Source organism: Photobacterium andalusiense, from assembly GCF_900185625.1.
Classification (GTDB): Bacteria; Pseudomonadota; Gammaproteobacteria; order Enterobacterales; family Vibrionaceae; genus Photobacterium; species Photobacterium aquimaris.
Window position 1 is genome coordinate 20,966 of sequence record NZ_FYAJ01000011.1, and the last position, 20,750, is coordinate 41,715.

At 37.3% G+C, this 20,750-nt stretch carries 19 protein-coding genes and 1 tRNA gene; 4 read left to right on the top strand and 16 right to left on the bottom strand.

From position 1 onward, the window contains the following. Nucleotides 1–20: 20 nt before the first annotated feature. Nucleotides 21–1,109, top strand: coding sequence for a nickel/cobalt transporter (locus PAND9192_RS17520; RefSeq protein ID WP_234999199.1), 1,089 nt, complete (start codon nucleotides 21–23; stop codon nucleotides 1,107–1,109). Between the two features lie 111 nt (nucleotides 1,110–1,220). Here the strand turns inward: PAND9192_RS17520 and PAND9192_RS17525 are convergent, their stop codons facing one another. The 5 genes from PAND9192_RS17525 to PAND9192_RS17545 all read right to left on the bottom strand — a co-directional run bounded on the left by PAND9192_RS17525 (nucleotide 1,221) and on the right by PAND9192_RS17545 (nucleotide 5,706). Then, nucleotides 1,221–2,525 carry a lipopolysaccharide biosynthesis protein gene (locus PAND9192_RS17525; protein ID WP_087854778.1) on the bottom strand — a complete coding sequence of 435 codons (1,305 nt, stop codon included), beginning with the start codon at nucleotides 2,523–2,525 and terminating at the stop codon, nucleotides 1,221–1,223. Nucleotides 2,526–2,637: 112 nt separating this feature from the next. Further along, a complete protein-coding gene (locus PAND9192_RS17530; protein WP_087854779.1) occupies nucleotides 2,638–2,856 on the bottom strand; it encodes a hypothetical protein in 219 nt (72 codons plus the stop codon). A 265-nt stretch (nucleotides 2,857–3,121) separates the two neighbouring features. Further along, the gene (locus tag PAND9192_RS17535; protein WP_087854780.1) at nucleotides 3,122–4,072 is read right to left on the bottom strand and encodes a metal ABC transporter substrate-binding protein; all 951 of its coding nucleotides are present in this window, start codon (nucleotides 4,070–4,072) and stop codon (nucleotides 3,122–3,124) included. Nucleotide 4,073: 1 nt separating this feature from the next. Further along, nucleotides 4,074–4,937 (bottom strand): metal ABC transporter permease, encoded by an 864-nt coding sequence (locus tag PAND9192_RS17540; RefSeq protein ID WP_087854781.1) that lies wholly within the window; start codon nucleotides 4,935–4,937, stop codon nucleotides 4,074–4,076. Next, a complete protein-coding gene (locus PAND9192_RS17545; RefSeq protein ID WP_087854812.1) occupies nucleotides 4,930–5,706 on the bottom strand; it encodes a metal ABC transporter ATP-binding protein in 777 nt (258 codons plus the stop codon). Before PAND9192_RS17545 ends, PAND9192_RS17540 begins: the two co-directional genes overlap by 8 nt. 372 nt (nucleotides 5,707–6,078) lie before the next feature. On the opposite strand from PAND9192_RS17545, the gene PAND9192_RS17550 reads away from it, so the two are divergent. Beyond that, complete coding sequence (locus tag PAND9192_RS17550; protein WP_087854782.1) at nucleotides 6,079–6,564, top strand: GNAT family N-acetyltransferase; 486 nt, start codon at nucleotides 6,079–6,081, stop codon at nucleotides 6,562–6,564. 52 nt (nucleotides 6,565–6,616) lie between these two features. On the opposite strand, the gene PAND9192_RS17555 is transcribed toward PAND9192_RS17550, so the two are convergent. Together PAND9192_RS17555 and PAND9192_RS17560 are read right to left on the bottom strand one after the other, a co-directional pair. Then, nucleotides 6,617–7,645: a sensor domain-containing diguanylate cyclase gene (locus PAND9192_RS17555; protein ID WP_087854783.1), complete on the bottom strand. Its 1,029-nt coding sequence runs from the start codon at nucleotides 7,643–7,645 to the stop codon at nucleotides 6,617–6,619. Nucleotide 7,646: 1 nt separating this feature from the next. Then, nucleotides 7,647–7,964 (bottom strand): hypothetical protein, encoded by a 318-nt coding sequence (locus PAND9192_RS17560; RefSeq protein ID WP_144018109.1) that lies wholly within the window; start codon nucleotides 7,962–7,964, stop codon nucleotides 7,647–7,649. 393 nt (nucleotides 7,965–8,357) lie between these two features. Between PAND9192_RS17560 and PAND9192_RS17565 the strand changes: the two genes are divergently transcribed. Beyond that, nucleotides 8,358–8,431: transfer RNA gene (locus tag PAND9192_RS17565), tRNA-Gly, on the top strand. Nucleotides 8,432–8,509: 78 nt separating this feature from the next. Here PAND9192_RS17565 and PAND9192_RS17570 read toward each other — a convergent pair. Next, nucleotides 8,510–8,998, bottom strand: coding sequence for a hypothetical protein (locus PAND9192_RS17570; RefSeq protein ID WP_087854785.1), 489 nt, complete (start codon nucleotides 8,996–8,998; stop codon nucleotides 8,510–8,512). Nucleotides 8,999–9,489: 491 nt separating this feature from the next. On the opposite strand from PAND9192_RS17570, the gene PAND9192_RS17575 reads away from it, so the two are divergent. Then, on the top strand, nucleotides 9,490–10,140 hold the full coding sequence (locus PAND9192_RS17575) for an acyl-homoserine-lactone synthase (protein ID WP_144018110.1): 651 nt from the start codon (nucleotides 9,490–9,492) through the stop codon (nucleotides 10,138–10,140). A 62-nt stretch (nucleotides 10,141–10,202) separates the two neighbouring features. On the opposite strand, the gene PAND9192_RS17580 is transcribed toward PAND9192_RS17575, so the two are convergent. The 8 genes from PAND9192_RS17580 to fdhF all read right to left on the bottom strand — a co-directional run bounded on the left by PAND9192_RS17580 (nucleotide 10,203) and on the right by fdhF (nucleotide 20,701). Beyond that, nucleotides 10,203–10,508, bottom strand: coding sequence for a hypothetical protein (locus PAND9192_RS17580; RefSeq protein WP_087854787.1), 306 nt, complete (start codon nucleotides 10,506–10,508; stop codon nucleotides 10,203–10,205). 263 nt (nucleotides 10,509–10,771) lie between these two features. Continuing rightward, nucleotides 10,772–11,833 carry a hydrogenase nickel incorporation protein HypB gene (hypB, locus tag PAND9192_RS17585; protein WP_087854788.1) on the bottom strand — a complete coding sequence of 354 codons (1,062 nt, stop codon included), beginning with the start codon at nucleotides 11,831–11,833 and terminating at the stop codon, nucleotides 10,772–10,774. Between the two features lies 1 nt (nucleotide 11,834). Then, on the bottom strand, nucleotides 11,835–12,176 hold the full coding sequence (gene hypA, locus PAND9192_RS17590) for a hydrogenase maturation nickel metallochaperone HypA (RefSeq protein ID WP_065167118.1): 342 nt from the start codon (nucleotides 12,174–12,176) through the stop codon (nucleotides 11,835–11,837). A 2-nt stretch (nucleotides 12,177–12,178) separates the two neighbouring features. Next, the gene (gene hypF / locus PAND9192_RS17595; RefSeq protein ID WP_087854789.1) at nucleotides 12,179–14,569 is read right to left on the bottom strand and encodes a carbamoyltransferase HypF; all 2,391 of its coding nucleotides are present in this window, start codon (nucleotides 14,567–14,569) and stop codon (nucleotides 12,179–12,181) included. An 18-nt stretch (nucleotides 14,570–14,587) separates the two neighbouring features. Next, nucleotides 14,588–15,175 carry a HupE/UreJ family protein gene (locus PAND9192_RS17600; protein WP_087854790.1) on the bottom strand — a complete coding sequence of 196 codons (588 nt, stop codon included), beginning with the start codon at nucleotides 15,173–15,175 and terminating at the stop codon, nucleotides 14,588–14,590. 112 nt (nucleotides 15,176–15,287) lie between these two features. Further along, nucleotides 15,288–16,121 carry a formate dehydrogenase accessory sulfurtransferase FdhD gene (gene fdhD, locus PAND9192_RS17605; RefSeq protein WP_060997180.1) on the bottom strand — a complete coding sequence of 278 codons (834 nt, stop codon included), beginning with the start codon at nucleotides 16,119–16,121 and terminating at the stop codon, nucleotides 15,288–15,290. Between the two features lie 45 nt (nucleotides 16,122–16,166). Next, nucleotides 16,167–18,236, bottom strand: coding sequence for a sigma 54-interacting transcriptional regulator (locus PAND9192_RS17610; protein WP_087854791.1), 2,070 nt, complete (start codon nucleotides 18,234–18,236; stop codon nucleotides 16,167–16,169). Between the two features lie 320 nt (nucleotides 18,237–18,556). Further along, nucleotides 18,557–20,701 (bottom strand): formate dehydrogenase subunit alpha, encoded by a 2,145-nt coding sequence (gene fdhF, locus PAND9192_RS17615; RefSeq protein ID WP_087854792.1) that lies wholly within the window; start codon nucleotides 20,699–20,701, stop codon nucleotides 18,557–18,559. Nucleotides 20,702–20,750: the final 49 nt, after the last annotated feature.

A 20,750-nucleotide genomic window follows, 5' to 3' on the forward strand; every position in this document is an offset into this window, starting at 1 on the left:
ATTGATTTAGGATTTTCCGAATGAAACCCGGCTGCAACTCAATCTCAGAGGCAAATAATACTGCTGCCTCTTCGTGCTGCAATCAGCATGAGCCCAATGAACACCACCATCTATGTGAACATCATCATTTAGAACACAACCATGATGGTCATAGCACAGCATGTGATCATCACCATTCAGATATTAACCCAGCCCCAATCTCTTGGTTAACTCGAACCATTGTATTACTGTTATTTCTCGGTAGTGGTTATTATTTATGGCTACAATGGCCAGCAATGTTAATGACTAGCATTAAATGGCAACGCGATATTAATGGCCAGCTCAGTGATTTACTTTATGATGCCCAGCAAAACATAACCGCTGCTTATTCATTAGCAGGACTGAGCTTTCTTTACGGTATCTTTCATTCCTTAGGCCCCGGCCATGGCAAGATGATAGTCACCACTTACCTTGCTACTAACCCTGCAAAAATAAAAGCCAGTTTGATAATGACGGTAGTTTCAGCATTTGTACAAGCTATTGTTGCGATTACACTTGTTAGCATTCTATTGGTATTTTTTAAATCATCAATGCGCCAAGTTAACGATGCTGCAGATCAATTTATTAGTTACAGCTTTATGGCAATGCTATTACTAGGCGCGATTGTTATTTATCGCAGCTTAAAGCAAGCATGGCAACTTAGAACGGCACAACATCACCACCATCATGATCATGGTGATAACTGCGGTTGTGGTCATAAACACTTCGCTAATGCTGATGAAATCAATAGTGCTGCTAGCTTACGTGAATACATTGTGATTGTATTCAGTATCGGTATTCGACCTTGTACCGGTGCTATTTTAGTACTGTTATTTGCCAATATGGTCGGTCTTTATTGGCTTGGAGTTATCAGTGCAATTTTAATGGCAGTAGGTACGGCGCTTACTACATCTGGAATCGCATTACTGACCTTATCTGGTAAAAAGATTGTTAGTCGCTATTTAGCCACCAATCAACGTCAGCGCACCATGACCAGTATTATCATCAAACTCATTGGAGGTATATTATTAGTATTATTAGGCTTGTTACTTCTTAATGGCCACAGCTATGGTATGTCGCCAGTGCTATAAAGTTATTTTTTACTTTAGCATTTAAAAAAGGTTGAGTGGCTATCATTGCCACTCAACCTTTTTGTGTAATTTATAGCGCTAATGCACTAATGTTTTTCACTGATATCATGCTTAATCAACCGCAATACCTTGGCGTCGATAGTCACGTAAAATTTGCTGCTCAGCAATAGTCGATAAAATAAACATCATCATATAACCTAAGCCTAACGCAACAATAATTGCTACTACGTTAGCGGTAAATAATGCCAACAAATAATAACTAACAACTAAAGTGACAATACCACTTAGGCGAATCATTAAACTTAAGGTAAATTTCCCATGGGCTTTTATATATGCCAACTGGTATGCATTAAGCATCATGAAAATAAAGAAGATCGAAAAGTGAAATAATACAATTTCAGCACCTTGATATTGAGCCGGAAAAATAAACCCAATGATCTCTTTACCGCCAACTAACATCACTAAGAAAAAAATCGTACTTACAATAATCGCTAACCGATACACCCAACGCCGAATAGCGCGTATTTGAGCATGTTCCCCTTTACGGACACTTTGAGATAATTCAGGTAATACAAATCGATAAATAGGAAATACAAATAACATTGTCATGTAAGTGAAAATAGGCCTTACAACGACTTGAAAATCACCTAATTCATCCAGACTAAAATGGGTGATCGTCAGCAAAACAGCCGCATAAATCATTAGAATACTTGCTCCAGCTTCTAACGATGCGGTGAAACTTTTACGCACATAGTTACGCATATTCGGATCTAGCTGAACCGTTGTTAATGGTTTGGTGGCAATTTGTTTTCTGCGCTTCCAATACATGAAGTGAGCAACAATCAATGAAGAGACCATCACACTGTAAAAAAGTGAGGCTAATGCGCTAAAATGGAAAATATAATAACAACTAATAAAGGTAATAACGTTAGAGGTCGGCTCAATCCAAGTGACTTTATTTGACACATCATATAAACGGTACATAGCAATTAAATTGGTAAAGTATATTTTTAATCCCATACCAAAAATAACGCCAACCATCTCAAAATAGCCAACATTAATATGGAGTTCGTGTTTTATATAAGGTAAAACTAATCCCCATGTGATTAATACCATCACAATCAAACTAAATCGAAATATATTTATAATGTCATGATCATTATGGGTTTGACTATACGTAACCACCATTGATGATCGAAATCCTGTCATTAATATTAACGATAATGACACAATATCAATAACACTATTGAATAACGCTAAATCATCTTTTGCAACCCACTGCGCCAACCAAACTTTAAACAAAAAACCAATAGAAATACTGGCTAATGTCGCCCAAATACCCGCAACAAATGCTGTTTTTAGTCGGGTTAATGTATCAACATCATCAACTAAAGGAATGGCTTGTGGATTTTTCATACTTAATAACTATAAATAAACATGCTGCTATAATACTGGATTTTTCGTATGAGATCTCAACCGAACAGCAGTTTTAATTAACCGCAGATAGGATGTATTTTTACCAACTGATTTATAATGATTTATTTTCAATTTGACGCGCATAAAGCACTTCAAATTCGGTACAATAACGGTCTAAGTAGCACAATAAAAATTGAGGGTTATTATTTAGCCCATGACTAACACAATAACGGATCGTTTTTTCAGTGCTTTTTATTTTAAATCGTACAAAATTCAAACGATACTGTAATCGTTGCTGTGGTAACAACAAAAAACGTACTAATGAAACCATCTTTAATCCAATGAATAATATATCTTAATTACCGCTGCGCATTCTAACAACTTTTATAAGCGGATTAATCCTTTTAAATGGAATCAAAATTCTTAAAAATATACTGCTTATTATTCATATTATACCGCGATAATTTTCAAGAAACTGAATCAATAAATAGCGATGATATTAATCTATTTTATATTTAACAATAACCACCCACTATTATTAGTGGATGATTATTAACTCTAAAGCTTAATATTGAAGTATTAAGCATTGTTTACTATTATTTTAATGCATTAGCAATCGTTGCGGTGTTATATTCCATCATCTTAATGTATGACGTTGCTGGTTCACTAGGGCCTGATAATGCATCAGAGTATAATTTCCCACCAATTTTAGCACCTGTTTCATGGCTGATCTGCTCCACCATACGGTTATCGGTTATATTTTCAATAAACACCGCACGTACATGATCATCTCGCACTTGATTAATGATTTTAGCAACATCAGCAGCACTGGCTTCAGCACTAGTACTAGTTCCTTGTGGTGCTAAGAAAGTCACATCATAATCACGTGAAAAATATTGAAATGCATCATGTGATGTAACGATAATTCGTTGAGATGCAGGGATCTTGGCAAACTGCTTCTGAATATCAAGTTGCAGCTTATCTAACTTTTGCAGATAAGCCTGTGCGTTGTGTTGATAATCACTAGTATGTGCTGGATCAACCTTAATCAATCCAGCTTCAATATTTTTCACATATATTTTAACGTTAGTAACACTATTCCATGCATGAGGATCATATACGCCATGATGGTGATGGTGATGACAGCCTTCTTTTGCTGACGAATGATGAGCGCACTCTTCTTCGGCTAAAGTTAGCGTGTTGATCCCTTTTGAAGCGACAATTTCTGTACCTTTAAAATGAGATGATTCAATTAGCCTTGGTAACCATCCTTCAAGCCCCAGTCCATTAATTACCACCAATTGTGCATCTTTTACTGCCACAGCATCCATCGGGGCGGGACTATAAGTATGTACATCACCATTAATACCGACAAGATCTTTTACCGCTACATGATCGCCACCAACTTGAGAGACTAAATCACCTAAAATAGAAAAACTGGCAACGACTGGCACTTTGGTTTCAGCCATCGCTGATGAACTTGCCATTAGCCCTAATACAACCGCAGCAACAACGGCTTTTTTATGTAATATATTCTTGGTTGTCATGTTAACTTTTACTCCAATTTTTAAAAATAATGCCACCTTGGCGACCAAATAATAGTGACAACAAATACAACACTCCCATCACCAGTACGATAGATGGACTGGTTGCAAAACCTAAATAATATGAAACAATTAAACCGACATAACAGCTGCTAATCGAAGCAACAAACGCAATAATAAACATGCCACCTAAGCGACCACTCCAAAATCGAGCAATGGTTGCTGGTAAGATCATTAATCCAACAGCCATTAATGTGCCCAGCGCCTGAAAACCTGCAACGAGGTTAAGCACCAATAGCAGTAAAAAACCATAATGAGCAACGCCACTAAGCTTACTAACAGTCTTAAAAAAAGCAGGATCAACACACTCCATGACCAAAGGTCGATACAGCACAGCTAATGTAAACACTGTTATCGATGCAATTAATGTCAGCAGAATCAAGGCGGCATTATTAAGTGCTAATGTCGAACCAAATAAAACATGCAATAAATCCATATTGCTGCCTTTGGTAGAAATAATGAGTACACCTAAAGCTAGAGACAATAAATAAAAAGCAGCCATACTTGCATCTTCTTCAGCTTTTGAATGCCGTGCTGCAATACCGGCTAAAAGAGCCACAATGCAACCTGCAATAACACCACCAATCGTCATCGCAGTCACAGATATCCCTGAAATTAAAAAACCAATTGCAGCGCCTGGTAAAATCGCATGTGACATGGCATCACCGGTTAAGCTCATTCGACGCAAGGTTAAAAAGACCCCGATCGGTGTACCACTGATACTTAATAACAAACATCCCCATAGGGCACGCTGCATAAAATTAAAATCACTAAAAGGTTGAGTTAAAAAGTGTATTACCTCAGTCATGACCACATTCCTGCTGCACGTTCATTGCGATAGGAGCTAATGTCGATAAAGACTGAATTTTATCAAAGCAAGGGGTGAGATAAGCTTGATACCCAGCTCGCTGTAAATAATGACTTTGAAGCACTGTTTTAGTATCACCGCTCGCGACTAACTGTGTAGCAACTAAAATTGCGCTAGGAAAATAACGAGCAACTAACGATAAATCGTGCATGACTGCTATGACGGTTTTACCTTGCTGCTGACACCGTTTTATTACTGCCATTAAATCTTCAGATGTTTGTGCATCAATTGCAGCAAAAGGCTCATCTAATAATAATATTTGTGCATCTTGCAGCAGCATTCGCGCAAATAACATCCGCTGAAATTGCCCTCCTGATAACTCACTAATTTGACGAGTTTCCATCCCTGACAACTGCACTGTTTCTAATGCTTGAGCCATGTGATTCGATTCTTGTTGCGAAAAACAGCGCCAAAATGAACTACGACGCCAAGCCCCCGCGGAAACGAACTCTGCAACAGTAATTGGAAAATTACGATCGATGTGACTACTCTGCGGCAAATAAGCGATATCTTTCATGGTGTACTTACCTAAGCACACCTCGCCTGCTGTCGGTGTTATTTGCTGCATAAGTGCTTTTAATAACGTTGATTTTCCTGCACCATTCGGACCTACGATAGCCACTAAATCGCCATCATTAATGGTGCAATATATGCTATCCAATGCAATATTATTACGGTAGCTGGCTGTAAAATTAACCAATGAAATCATACTATTACCTAAATAAAATAACTTAGCGTCCACCACAACAAAGTAATTATCGTCAAACCGATAGCACTCCGTTGGTATACACCGGTTAGCAATAATGAATTTTGATAGCTTGGCTTTTTTTGATATGTTATATCATTACATTTTGAGCGCCTGGTTGGTGGATTTTGTTGACGAATCATTACTCTATTCTTTTATTATTTAGCACAAAGACCATTCAGTGACGCTACCGCCACAATAGAGTTATGTTATAACATAACAATACCAGCAAATACAACTTTGGTTACAAATGATTGAATAACAGTCTAAGTGTTCGCATTGCATTGGTTAAAAGCACTATGTATAAGTAAGAAAACAATCAATAAGAGTAAAAAAATGAAACTAAGCCCCATAACGTCATCGCATTGGTATCAAATAGAACGTATTCAACAATTAGCTTATGGCGATGATTATTGTGAATCTATGGCTGTTTTAAAAACAAAAATAGCGATATCACCACAAACATGTTTTGTATGTCTTGATGATGAACATCAGGTTGTCGGCTATCTGATTAGTCATCCTTGCGATAAAAAATCTCTACCTCAGTTAAATCAAGCAACCCAAGACATAAATAGTACGCATTTACATCTTCATGATTTAGCGATTACACCAGCATCACAAGGACAAGGACTACCTTCTTTATTAATCAACCACTTATTTGTAACTCTTAAGACTATGGATTATCAATCAACCTCATTAATTTCAGTCCAAAATTCAGCTCCATTTTGGCAGAAATTTGATTTCATTACTGATAACTCGCTTAAAGTGCCTATAAGTTACGGCTCAAATGCAATTGCCATGTCTCGTTTACTATCAATCTAATATGCGCTATTGGAAGTATTAACTGTTATGTCACAGTTAATACTGTTGTTGTTTATAGAATAGTAATACAGTTTCGACCATTCTTTTTAGAGCAATACAGTGCTTTATCGATATGCTTTAGTACCGCTTCTATTTGATCATTAGGTGGTGAAAATTCTGTTAACCCAATTGAGGTCGTAATACGAATAGTGTGATCTCCAAATAAGAAAGGATGTTGCTCAATAGCAGTTAAAATACGTAAGCAGACTTCTTCTGCCTGATCTTTATTGGTGTCATCCATAAATAATATAAACTCCTCTCCTCCCCAACGAGCAAACACATCAGTAGAGCGTATGTTATTAATACAGATATCAGCAAATATTTTTAGAACCTCGTCACCAGCATCATGGCCATAAGTATCATTCACTTTTTTAAAATGATCTATATCTAAAAAAGCAAGGCTATGCGTTAAAGGAATATCAGCTGAAAATATAATCTCTATTTTTTCATTCATATATCTGCGATTAGCAACCTTCGTGAGTTCATCCGTAAAAGAAACCTGCTTTAACATATTATTGCTATCAATAATCAGCCTGTTTTTTAATATTAACTTATGCTCCCGCTTATAAATATAAAACAAAAAAGCACCAACAATTAAATACAAAAAACCACGAATAATATTCAATTTAAAACTATTATCGTCAATCTTTGATCTTGAAAAAACCAACTGACCATTAGGAACACCAACATTGAAAACATTAACAATATCGCCTGATTTATTGGGACGATTATCAAAAATTGTTAGTATTTCACCATCAGGATTAAAACCTTCAACCTTATAAAACAAACTTTTAAAATTCAAATTATTAGCAAAAGAGTTAATATCACTAATCGCAATAATAAAACCAGAGAAGTTCATATTACTATCAAAAATAGGTAATCTTAATATAAATGCTAACTTATCATTTTGAATTAATTTAACCGGACCAATTAAAGTAAAATTTTTACTTTTAATTGATAATGAGACACCCTTTTTTCTTTTCTTTAAACGATTTAAATTATGCCCAATGGGTGAATTAACGTCTGAATGAGGATACGTCATTTTAATTATCCCTTGTGGCAAATTGTAATTCTGAAATGGTATTATTTATTGCGATTATCTCTTTCGCTAATGATTCAAACTTAGATGGATTATAATTATTTAATTTAAATAAAGAATTAAATGTTTTTAAGCTTATAACCATATCATTAATTTCATTATTAATAATCTTTGATACACATAGCTCTAAAGCTAAATTTTTTTGATTATTTTGTAGTTCTATTTGTTTTTTTTCGTTTAAAAAAAACAATTCAATCGCGACTAATATTAATAATAAGGCAGTGACTATCGCTAAACTCGATGGGGTTATTTTTAACTTCATTATTAATACTTCAGAATGCATTAAAAGTAACATGAAATCACTGCATGGTATTGCTTCATGTAGTGATGACATTTATGTGGGTGCATTCTAAGTCATATCAAATATTATGAATATAAATATCATTCGATATACGCATTTTGTTACATAAATCCATGGTAACTGTAGAGTGCAAAGCCACCTAATAGATACAGGCATAAATATTGGTTATGTATACTATAAAAATAAACAGGATTTCACGGTTTCACTTACTCATCGTTTTAAATAGCAATTGTTGATATTTTAAACAACCACTATTTATAATAGCGCAATTTATTCATCTTTCGTATAAATCCTAGATTAAACAGTCGATTATCTTGACCACAACCGTACAAATGTTTATTGTTAATATACATAGCGGATATCGTATAATGGTATTACCTTAGCTTCCCAAGCTAATGACACGGGTTCGATTCCCGTTATCCGCTCCACTCTATTTGCTAAAACTAAAAAACGATATCAATCTCTTGATACCGCCTCTTAAATATAATCAAATTACACTTGCACCATTAAAGTATTTGACTTGATTTATTCCATGATTGCGCAAAACCTTTAGCTGAGATCCTAAAATTCAAATCTGTATTTTGATTATAAATGTTAACAAATACTTTATGGATATTAACCGTTTCAGTATATTTAAATTGTGTAATTAAAAATGCCAATCCCTCATTGGTGGTTGGCGTATATACCCAATAATTTTTACTATCTTCTGTTCTACGACAAATCTTATCCATTTGTACTTTTTGACCGTTTATGGTCATTGATACCGTTTTATCAAAACCATTTTTATTACATTGGCTTAAAAAACGCTCAAAGCCATTATTGTTATACTTGGCTTTATACAATGAAAATAAAACTTTTCTCTGCCCCTGTTGCTCATCAATCAACGATGATAAAACATAATGGCCATCAATACCTGATGAATTCCACTCAGACGCCTTAGCATGGATAGGTAATAGTGTGACACAAACCCAAGCAAGCCAAAAAAATTTACTCATATTATTCCTTTAACATCAATAAAATAAACAATACCTGCATGACATTGTTTTGACCAAATATTAAATCTTATGGCATTACTTTTTAAAAACATCGCAATATAATAACGACAAATCGAGCAATGAAAATTTTAAATAAAAACCAATCAGGGCTGATCACAAATAAAAATTATGCCATATTTAATAGTGCATATTTTTTGCGACTGACATCATAGATCTTAGTGTCGATTTTGATTTAAAAAAGTAAGAGCCATTGAAGTAAACCAGCAATATTTTATAAAACCTTACCATGAAATAAGTAAAAACATCTGCAACAAATACCACAAGAACATTGAATGACAACCAAAAATACCAAAATGGAACATAATGCCCAAATGCTAAAATAGTGGCTGGTTTTATTTGATAACTATCACAGTATATACATCACCATGCATTATTTGATTAATGAATTAATTACAATTCATTGGTCATTTTTTTATCGAGTATATTATGCGATGCACACCAATGTAATCATGAGTTCAGTTATTTCTACATGCACTCATCAATCAACAATACAACACAACTTTCTCCAATTTATTGATGAGCATATCCATTTGCATGACGATACTGACTTCTTTTCTACATTAGTCAATGCGCGAATAGAAACCATTAATCACTTAATGCCATACCAAACAGATAATCTTTATCAGTGCATTACAAGTGATTATGCACAATCTATTAATGGCATTGTGCCTCTAGATAGCCTTGCTCCTTATTACATTGAAATCGAGAAACAAGCTATCGCATTATTTGGCAATATCTTATGTTGTTGGACTGAATATGAATACTACCGTGTTATTCAGCGTGTGATTAGACAACCACTAACGAAAAATAAAAAACCACAACGGTTTGATAATAAAGAAGATATAACTGAAGTTGTCGCTCAGGTGGAAAATGATACCTATTTATTTATAACACCATATTGCGAACTTCCAATGACACTGAGTAATGCAATAGCATTAAAAACCATTGATAGTATCGTTAAGAACAATTGCTACGAATTACTCTATTTTATAATGCTGCCAATCCATGGGGAATATATAATCCAGTATCATTATAAAAATACTGATCTGTTTCCAACTCTGATTACAACATCACAATTTTAAATAGTAACGAACACGCATAAAAAATGCTCATACTAATATTAGTATGAGCATCTAAAAATCACTTATAAACCAGTCCACATTGCAGCACCTGCCGCCCAGACTTCGACATAACTTGAGTTACATCGAAATTTTAGGTATCCCCGATTATTATCTTTTTGATAATTTACATATACCCAACCACGGTTATCCTTAGATTTATTATCTAACTGATTATCAGACATTGCTGTTACTGAGTAATTGGTTTTCACCGCAATACGCTGTTGGCACATTTCAATATCTTTAACCGTTGGCGGTTGACGTGTTTCAGTGGTGATATCACAGCCAGATAATAGTAGTACTGCTGCTGCAACAAAGGAGTGTGTTTTCATTGGCTACTTACGTTATTTATCGTCAAAATTGTCGCTAATAAGAGACATTACGCAAGTACGCGCTTAAGCTCTGTTAGCAATGTGCGCGGGATTTTATAGATAAATAAAAAAAATGATAGTACTAATTTAGCTATTTAAACGTTTTTTTGAACACTATCACTTATTATTCTTCAATATCAATGTTGAATAAAAATATTAAAAAAGCTGTATATATAATATCGATATATACAGCATATTAATTCTTACAAAAATACAGTCATTAATTACAATTGCTGACGATTTTCAGTTAACCAATTGAGCCATGCATCCATACCCTCTCCAGTTTTAGCTGACAGCTTAATCACTTGAATTTCAGGATTTACTTTACGTGCATTAGCAACGCAATCATCGATATTAACATCAACATAAGGCAGCAAATCGATTTTATTAATGATCATTAAATCTGCAGCTGCAAACATATTTGGATATTTAAGTGGTTTATCTTCACCTTCAGTCACCGATAAAATAGCAACTTTAGATGCTTCACCAAGATCAAAACTGGCAGGACAGACTAAATTACCCACATTTTCGATAAACAAAAAGCCAGGTTGGTTAATTGCCAATTGATGATAAGCATCATGGATCATTTGAGCGTCAAGATGGCAGCCTTTACCAGTATTGACTTGAATCGCAGGTACTGACGTTGCACGAATACGATCAGCATCATTAGTGGTTTGTTGATCACCTTCAATCACAGCACAAGCACAGTGATCTTTTAATTGCATCAATGTTTCGGTTAACAATGTTGTTTTACCAGAACCTGGACTTGAGACTAAATTTAGCACCAATTGCTGGTTTTCAATAAAATGCTCACGGTTATGAGCTGCTAGTTGATTATTATTACCTAATATATCCATTTCTAGTGTGAGTAGTTGCCGTTGTGAAACACCTGCAACATGGACTTCAGCTTCACCCTTACCATAATGAAGATCACCACTATTCAAACGCTCCGGTTGATGGTGCGTATGATGATTATCGCCATCATGGGCATGATCATGTGAATGTTGATGTTGATGTTGATGATTAGTTTCATGCTCATGATGATGTCCATGCGTTGCTTGCTGAGGCATAGCACCTACAGGTAACGTATAATGAACATGATGATGAACATCACCCTGATGATGATAATGATGATGGATCACTACTGACTGTGGTACATCCGTCACGGCATGATGGTGATCATTATGCTGATGTGGATGATGGTGATCATCATGGCTATGATCATGAGAATGTTCGTGAGAGTGACCTTCAATTCGGCTATCTCCACAACCGCATACGTTACACATATTACTCAACCTCGATATGTTTAATCATTAATTCATCGCCAGCTTCAACTTTTAATTGATAGCCCTGACAGCGTGGACAACTAACACCACGTTCTGGAATTGCTACATGTTGCTGACAATCTAAGCACCATACTCGAGCCGCAACAGATTCAATCTTCAATTGAGCGTCTGCGGCAATAGTGCCACGGCTAGCAAATTCAAACCCCGTAGCTAATGCTTGAGGTTCAATACATGACAGTGTACCAATGGCTAATGTCACACTTGTCACGCGCTTAAAGCCTTGTTTTTTAGCCTGTTCTACCACGGTATCAACCGTATTTATACTCAGTGATAACTCATGCATTATTACGCTTCCTGTGATTCGCTCGGTGACTTAATAGATTGGTGATGTAGCGCATACCACAATTGTCCTGCAGCAATAGCACCATCATTAGACGGTAACTTTTCACCACAATAAAGCGGCTGTGAGTGTTCCGAAAATTGGCGATAAATATGATCGACCAGCACCCGATTTTGAAACACTCCGCCACCAAGAACTACCGCATGACTAGGATATTGTTTTGCTATAGTCGCGATCATTTTTGCAATCGCCATCAACATACTGTGTGCCAAACTATTAATCCATGGTTGACGTCGCTCGTCACTGACATCACTCACCAAAGGCAATACATGTGTAAATAAAGGCTGCCAATCAATGATACCAGCCGCTGAAATCTGAAATGATAATGGAATATGATAGATATTCTGCTTCGCCGCTTGTTCCAATAGCAGCCCACATTGACCTTCGTAATTAACCTTATCAACTAACCCTAATAAGCAAGCCCAAGCATCAATCAGTCGACCAATTGAAGAGGTATAGGGAGAACGACTGCCACTTTGCCATAGCTGATGCAGATTATTAAAATGTGCTTCTGTCCATGTTGAAAAGGCACTTAATTGCATCGCTTTAATATCATCAAGCGCATAGCACTCAAGTAACATCGCAAATAATAGCCGTGCTGGTTGTTTGATTGCTTGTTCACCACCAATAAGACGGAAAGGTCGTAATTTACCAATACGTTGGTAGTCTTGGCATGATGCAAGTAATACTTCCCCTCCCCACACTGTGTCATCATCCCCCCAACCCGTACCGTCAAAAGTAAAACCTAACACAGGTTCAGTAAGATTAAACTCTGCCATTACCGCTAAAATATGCGCATGGTGATGTTGAACCTGAAGTCGGTTTACTGGCATTTCAGTCGCAGTAATCAGCTGTTTTGCATACGCTGTGGAGTAATAACTCGGATGTTTATCACACACAATTTGCTCAGCGGTCACCTGATATAACTGCTGCAGATCAGCCACTGTTTGTTGATAGCGCTGTTCAGTATCAAGGTTATTAAGATCACCTATATAAGGCGATAAAACCCATTGCTTAGGTAACGCAAGTGCGATAGTTGATTTCTGCTGAGCACCAAGTGCTAAGGTTATTGTCTCAGCTTGATGACCAAAGTGACTATAAGGGGCATAACCACGCGCCATTCGCAATGTACGTATTTTTTCACCCGCATAATGTACGACACTGTCGTCACAGGCATGAACAATAGGCCGATTATGATCAAGTACGCTATCAATCATGCCTGAGAATTGCTGTTCAATTTGCTCTATTTCAGTCGCAATTGGCATACCAGAAACATTAGCACTGGTCATAACCAATATCGCTGCGGTGTTATTTTTTTCCAATGCGGCAAATAATAAATAATGCAGCGGAGTATAGGGCAACATTACTCCTAAGTAAGGCACATGAGGTGCAACATTATCAGCAAGGTTAATCGTTGATTCGCCACAATCTATCGTGTGAGACTTATGCATTAACACAATAGGACGAGCTTGAGAATCTAATGCTTGCCATTCAATTACATTACCAGTAACTAATTGTTGTGCAGTGTCTATATCTGCAACCATGACTGCTAATGGCTTTTGTTGACGATGCTTAATATGACGTAATTGTGCAACAGCATCAGTATTGGTGCCATCACACACAAGATGAAAACCGCCGAGCCCTTTAATCGCAACTACCGCACCAGCTTGAAGGCGTTGCGCTAACTGATTAATCGCCACTTGCTGAGTTAATTCGACATCGACTATTGCGTCGTCACGATAATCAATAAACCGTGTCCACGGTCCGCAGACATTACAGCTTATTGGCTGTGCATGATAACGACGATCCAATGGGTTTTCATATGCTTGTTGGCAATCATGACACAATGCAAAACTTGCCATGCTAGTCGTAACCCGATCATAGGGTAAAGCACGAGTAATGCTGTAACGAGGACCACAATGGGTGCAGTTGGTAAAAGGATAGCGATAATAACGTGAGGCAGGATTTGCAATGTCTTGTTTACAGGCATGACAAAGCCCTTGATCAGGAGAAACACACACCGTAGTGCTGTCACAGTGCTGACTCTTCTCAATACTAAATAGAGCTGGCTTTTCAGAAGATTGCCACAACGAGAGTGATATAACTGTTATATCATCGATTCGGCTTAAAGGCGGTGCTTGTTGCTCAAGTGAGGTAATAAAACGTTCAAGGTTTTCAATATTACCTTGCGCCTCAATTTTTACCCCTTCTGAATCATTAATTACCCACCCAACAAGCGCATATTGCAACGCCAGTTGGTAGACAAAGGGGCGGAAACCGACCCCTTGTACAATGCCGGTAATATGAATATATTGTCGTGCAAAGTTGTCTTTCACTGTGATTATCCAGCTAAATTACGACAGCATTAATACGCCACCAAAGGCTGCCATAACAATGCCAACCACATGCATTACACGTTGGTTGATAGCTGAAGTCATGACTAATTTACCTAATGCAATGCCTGATACATGTAAGATTGCAGTTGCTAACACAAAACCAGTAAAGTATTCCATTGCTTGTGCATCAAGCGGCATTTCCATACCGTGCGCCATGCCATGGAATAATGCAAACGCCATCACTAGCCCCGTTGCCAATTTTTCAGACAGACGACCGCCAGCTAATAACATTGCGCCCATACCAATCACTGATAAAGCAATGCCCATTTCAATGCCTGGTAATACCATACCAGCAACACCTAATGCGCCCCCAACAACCATAATACCAATGAATGCCATTGGTAAACGTGATACCGCTTTACCCCCCATTAATGCTGCTAATAGACCCACACCAATCATTACTGATAAGTGATCAAGACCTGTAAATGGGTGAACAAAACCAGTCATAAAACCCGTTGTTGTATGAGGTCCAATGTGGCCTGGATGTGCTAAAACGAAAGGTGAAAAAAGAGTAAATGCACTGGCAACAACATGTTTAATTTTCATTTATATTTATCCTTAATGTAATAGAATCAAACCTCGACTTAACGAGCGATTTATTGCCAACAAGCAAGAAGGAGACTCACTTATTAGCATTAAATTCAATACGTAAGCTTTATTAAATCATCCCTGTAATACGTTCAGGATGCGCATAAGCGTCTGCGCGACCATTACGACAATGGCCTAATAACGTCAGATTAAGTTTTTCAGCCAGATCAACAGCCATCTTGGTTGCTGAAGAAATTGCTAGCAACACTTCAACCCCTGCGGCTGCCGCTTTTTGAACCATCTCAAAACTAGCACGACTGGTCACTAATACTGCACCACCCGTTAACTGGCGCTGATGAATACAGCCCACTAATTTATCTAAAGCGATGTGACGACCAACATCTTCAAAAATAGCTTCTACTTGACCTTGCTGGTTGATATATACCGCCGCATGAGCAGAACCAGTTAACTGATTTAATTGCTGTTTACGCAATAATTGTTGCAAAACAGGGTCAAGAAAACCTAAATCAAACTCCACTGATGATGGGACTGGATTAAGCGCTCGACATACCGTTTCTAATTTTTCTTCGCCACAAATGCCACAACCTGTCAGCCCAGCAAGTGAACGACGCTTTTGTTGTAAACGTGCCACACAACGATTAGCAATGGTGACATTAATATTGATACCGTCACAGGTTGGTATCATATCGATATCATGAATATCACGATGATGGTCAATGATCCCTTCAGATAACGAAAAACCAATTGCAAACTGTTCTAAATCATTGGGGGTACACATCATTACTGTGTAAGCAACACCATTAAAAGCTATTGCAACCGGTGTTTCTTCAATGATGTAATCAAGCTCATTACAATCAGTTTTGCCTTTACGGTAACGTACAATAGGACGTTCACTCGCATTACAAAACATTGATTCCGGTAACGCTTCGAAGGTGTTCAACATCTTTTTCCTTTACTCATCTATGATGATATTTTTTATTTATAATATTCAGTTAATTAATCGAAAATCTTGGCTATTCAAACCCATTTTTTGCATGCGCGATAACAAGGTGGTTCGCTTTAACCCTAACTGATTAGCAGCACCATTGGGGCCGGCAATAACACCGCCACAACGAATTAAAGCATCCACTATCATTTGTTTATCTATCACCGGTGACGGTGATTTAACTGTTGCTGGTAATACCGTATCTTGTTCTACAGCTTCAACAGTTGCATTAGTCAATATAGATGACGACGAAACCAGTTCCTGTGTAGGTACATTAAGTACATGGCCTCGCGTTAAAATAACTGAACGCTCAATCACGTTACGCAATTCACGTACATTACCCGGCCATGGAAATTGCTGCATAATATGCATATCTTCAGCGGCAATAGAGGTAATGTTTTTACCCATTTTTTTCGCGAGTTCACGGGTAAAATGTTTTACTAATAACGGAATATCTTCTGCTCGTTCACGCAATGGCGGTATTTCAATCGGGAAAACATTCAAACGGTAATATAAGTCATTACGAAATTGCTTCTGCTGTACCATTTGCAGCAGGTTGACATTAGTAGCCACCACAATGCGTACATCAACACTGATAAGCTGGTTTTTACCTACTCGCTCAATTTCATTTTCTTGTAATGCACGTAATAATTTAGGCTGTAATTCCAAAGGCATATCACCTATTTCATCAAGAAATAGTGTACCTTTATGGGCTTGCTCAAACCGACCAACACGTTGAGTAACCGCTCCTGTAAATGCACCACGCTCATGACCAAATAATTCACTTTCAAACAAACCACTTGGTATCGCAGCACAGTTCATCTTTACCATATCGGTTTTACTACGGTGACTCATTTTATGAATGGCGCGTGCAATTAGTTCTTTACCAGTGCCAGATTCACCTAAAATCAATACCGTACTATCGCAACTGGCAACTAAAGCAACCTGCTCTAGCACCTTATTCATCACTTCACTTTGACTAATAATGTCATCAAAAATAGCGTGTTCATCATAGCTATCTTCGATGCTAATGAATTTTGTTTGAGAACGATGTGGAATCGCAGATTGGTGCACTTTAATACTGTGCATTGCTAATGCCACTCGTGCTGATATTTGTTTAAATAATTCAATCTCACTTGGCTCAAATTGGCTTTCAATCGCTTTGACATAGCAAATATAACCAATGGTTACACCGCGAAATATCATTGGTATGACACAAGCACTTTTTGCCAATGTTGAAAAGTAAGGACTATTATCATCGTGTCTTAAGGTATAAATATCAGCCGCAGTTAAAATAACCGCTTTATTATTTTCCACCGCATTTTTAATCATGCTGTCATCAGTAAAAAAATGGCATTGATAATCAATTTCACCTTCAATACCACCACCAGAATATTGATTATAATGGCCATCTTGAGATTGAATGATTGATAATTCATTCATTCCAAATCGTTGATATAAAAAGCGTAATAGCGATCCAATCAGCTCTTTTTTTGAACTTTGATTAATAACAGCATTAGTAATATCAACTAAAAATTGATAATCCTTATGCTCATTACTTAATTGTTGCGTTAACGATGAAGCAATTTGATGCTCAAGAATATGTTCGATCATTGCAGCAACCATATTATTGAACAGCTTAAATTGTTTTTCTACATCATCATAACTCGGTAAACGGAGATTAATATATTCAATTGCTCCTAATTGCTGATTTGCTATTAGCAGCGGTATTTTACAATAAGTTTGAATATTAGTGTATGCCGGATGGATAGATAATTGAGGAAATGTTCGATAAAGTTCCTCGCCATTAATATAATGACTATACTCACACGACACAACATGATGAAGACTTAGATTATCTTCTGAATAATCATAACGTTGGAAGTTTTTATTAGCATCTTGGTAGTATAATATTGATTGAGCATTTATATCATCTTTTAAAATAATATTAACACGATCGGCATCGATGAATAACAAACTTTCATTATTTAAAAAATTTATTACACCTGATATATCATTAATCGACAATAATGCTTTAGAAAAGATCATTAAATCGCTTTCAAAATTTTCCATCTTGACATTAACTCTTGCTGATAATATGACTTAAATCGTGAATAATAACTCAAGTATTTGTTATACAATTCTCAAGTATTTTAATAACTAAGTATTGATCCATATCAATCAATAATTACTAACAATAGCATCACTAAAATAAAAGTAACAATATTATTAAGTTATTGAGCTAAAAATTAAATCAGTGCGATTATTTTCATAAAAAAATAAATAAGGCACCAAGATAAAAAATAAGCAACATTTTATCTTGGAAACCTTATTTTCATTTATGCGTTATACATTATAAATAAAACGAAATAGGTCTTATTTAAATAATATAATTACGCATTTGCAACATGGTTTTTCAAGCGTGCTTTCAAATTACTGTACTCAGTTTGTACATAATTTTCAGCCCACGGCTGATCATCAATATTTTCTACTTTCACAGCACAATATTTAAATTCAGGCGTCTTTGAAATTGGATCCACATGTTCAATGGTTAATTCGTTACAAGCACCAATCCACCACTGGTATGTCATGTAAACCACACCTTTATTCACACGATCATTATAGTTAGCGCGTGAGATAATTTTACCACGACGAGATGATACCCAAACTAATTGTTGATCATCGATCCCCAATGCTTTGGCATCATTCGGATGCATTTGCACATAACCTGGTTCATCCGCTAGTGTTTGCAACGCAGCACAGTTACCTGTCATTGAACGACAAGAATAGTGACCAACTTCGCGCACTGTTGATAATACTAACGGATACTCAGCATCTGGCTGCTCTAATGGCGGACGCCAATCTGCACCAATGAAGATCCCTTTACCTGAAGGTGTTGTAAACTTATTACCTTCAAATAGATACGATGTACCTGGATGATCTTCTGTTGGACAAGGCCATTGTACAGATTTTAGATCAGCCATTTTCTCGTAGGTTGCACCTGCGTAAAGCGGACACAATGAACGTAACTCATCCCAGATCTCTTGGGTATTGTTATACGACATAGGGTAACCCATGTACGTTGCTAACAAACTAAAGATTTCCCAGTCAGGCTTCACATTACCGGTTGGAATCACTGCTTTATAGAAGCGTTGGAAGCCACGATCGGCACTACTGTATACACCTTCATGTTCGCCCCAGCTAGTTGCAGGGAAGATAACATCTGCAAATTCAGCAGTTTGTGTCATGAAGATATCTTGAACAATAACCAGTTCCATCTTACGCATGGTTTCACGCATAGCTGCAAGATCGGCTTCTGTTTGCGCTGGATCTTCACCAAAGATGTAAAACGCTTTACAAATACCTTCGTCAGCTTTGTGGCCAACCTCAGTTAAGCGGTAACCCGGCTTACCTGATAGTTCTACGCCCCATGCTTTTTCGAATTTTTCACGGTTTTCGTCAACAAAAACATCCTGATAACCTGGGAACTGATTCGGTAGCATACCCATATCACAGGTGCCTTGAACGTTGTTTTGACCACGAACCGGACCACAACCAACACCTGGACGACCAAAGTTACCAGTTAACAGTGCTAAGCCAGCTAAACCACGAACCACATCAACCGCTTGGCCATACTGAGTAACACCCATACCCCATAGAATCATCGCTTCAGGTGCCGCAGCATATGTGCGTGCCGCCATGCGAATATCTGCAGCACTAAGACCTGTGATTTCTTCTACAGACTCTGGAGTATAACGCGAAGCAATTTCACGGAACTCAGCAAAACCTTCAGTGTTATTTTCAACGAAAGATTTGTCGTATAAGTTTTCTTCGATAATCACATTCGCTAACGCATTAACGAGTGCCATGTTCGAACCGTTCTTTAACGCTAACCATTGATCAGCAACACGCGCAGATTCGATCTTACGTGGGTCACATACAATAATTTTAGCGCCATTTGCACGGGCTTTAAGAATATGTCGTGCTACAACTGGGTGAGAATCAGCCGCGTTGTAACCGAAAATGAGTAAGCATTTAGTAAGTTGAATTTCGGGAATAGCGTTACTCATTGCGCCATTACCTACTGTTGTCTCCAGACCGGAGACTGATGGTGCGTGTCACACCCTAGCACAGTGGTCAACATTGTTGGTTCCGATCACCGCCCTTGCGAATTTTTGCATCACATAGTTGGCTTCGTTACCCGGACCGCGGGCTGAACCTGTTGTCATTATCGCATCTGGACCATATTGCTTTTTAATTGCCATTAGCTTGTCGCCAGCAAATTGAATAGCTTCATCCCAAGACACGGCTTCTAATGCTGATTCACGAGTACGGCGAATCATTGGTTGCTTTAGGCGTGGTGTTAATAAGTTGGTATCGTTGAGGAAATCCCAACCATAGTAGCCTTTCAAACAAAGTTGGCCTTCATTGGTACGACCCATTGCTGGCTCTGCTGCCACCACTTTGTTATTTTCGACAACCAACTTTAGTTTGCACCCAGTACCACAGTAGGGACAAACAACAATTGATTTTTTCATACTAACCTTTTGGCTATAATTGTTATTAATGTGTATTTAAACGAGGGCT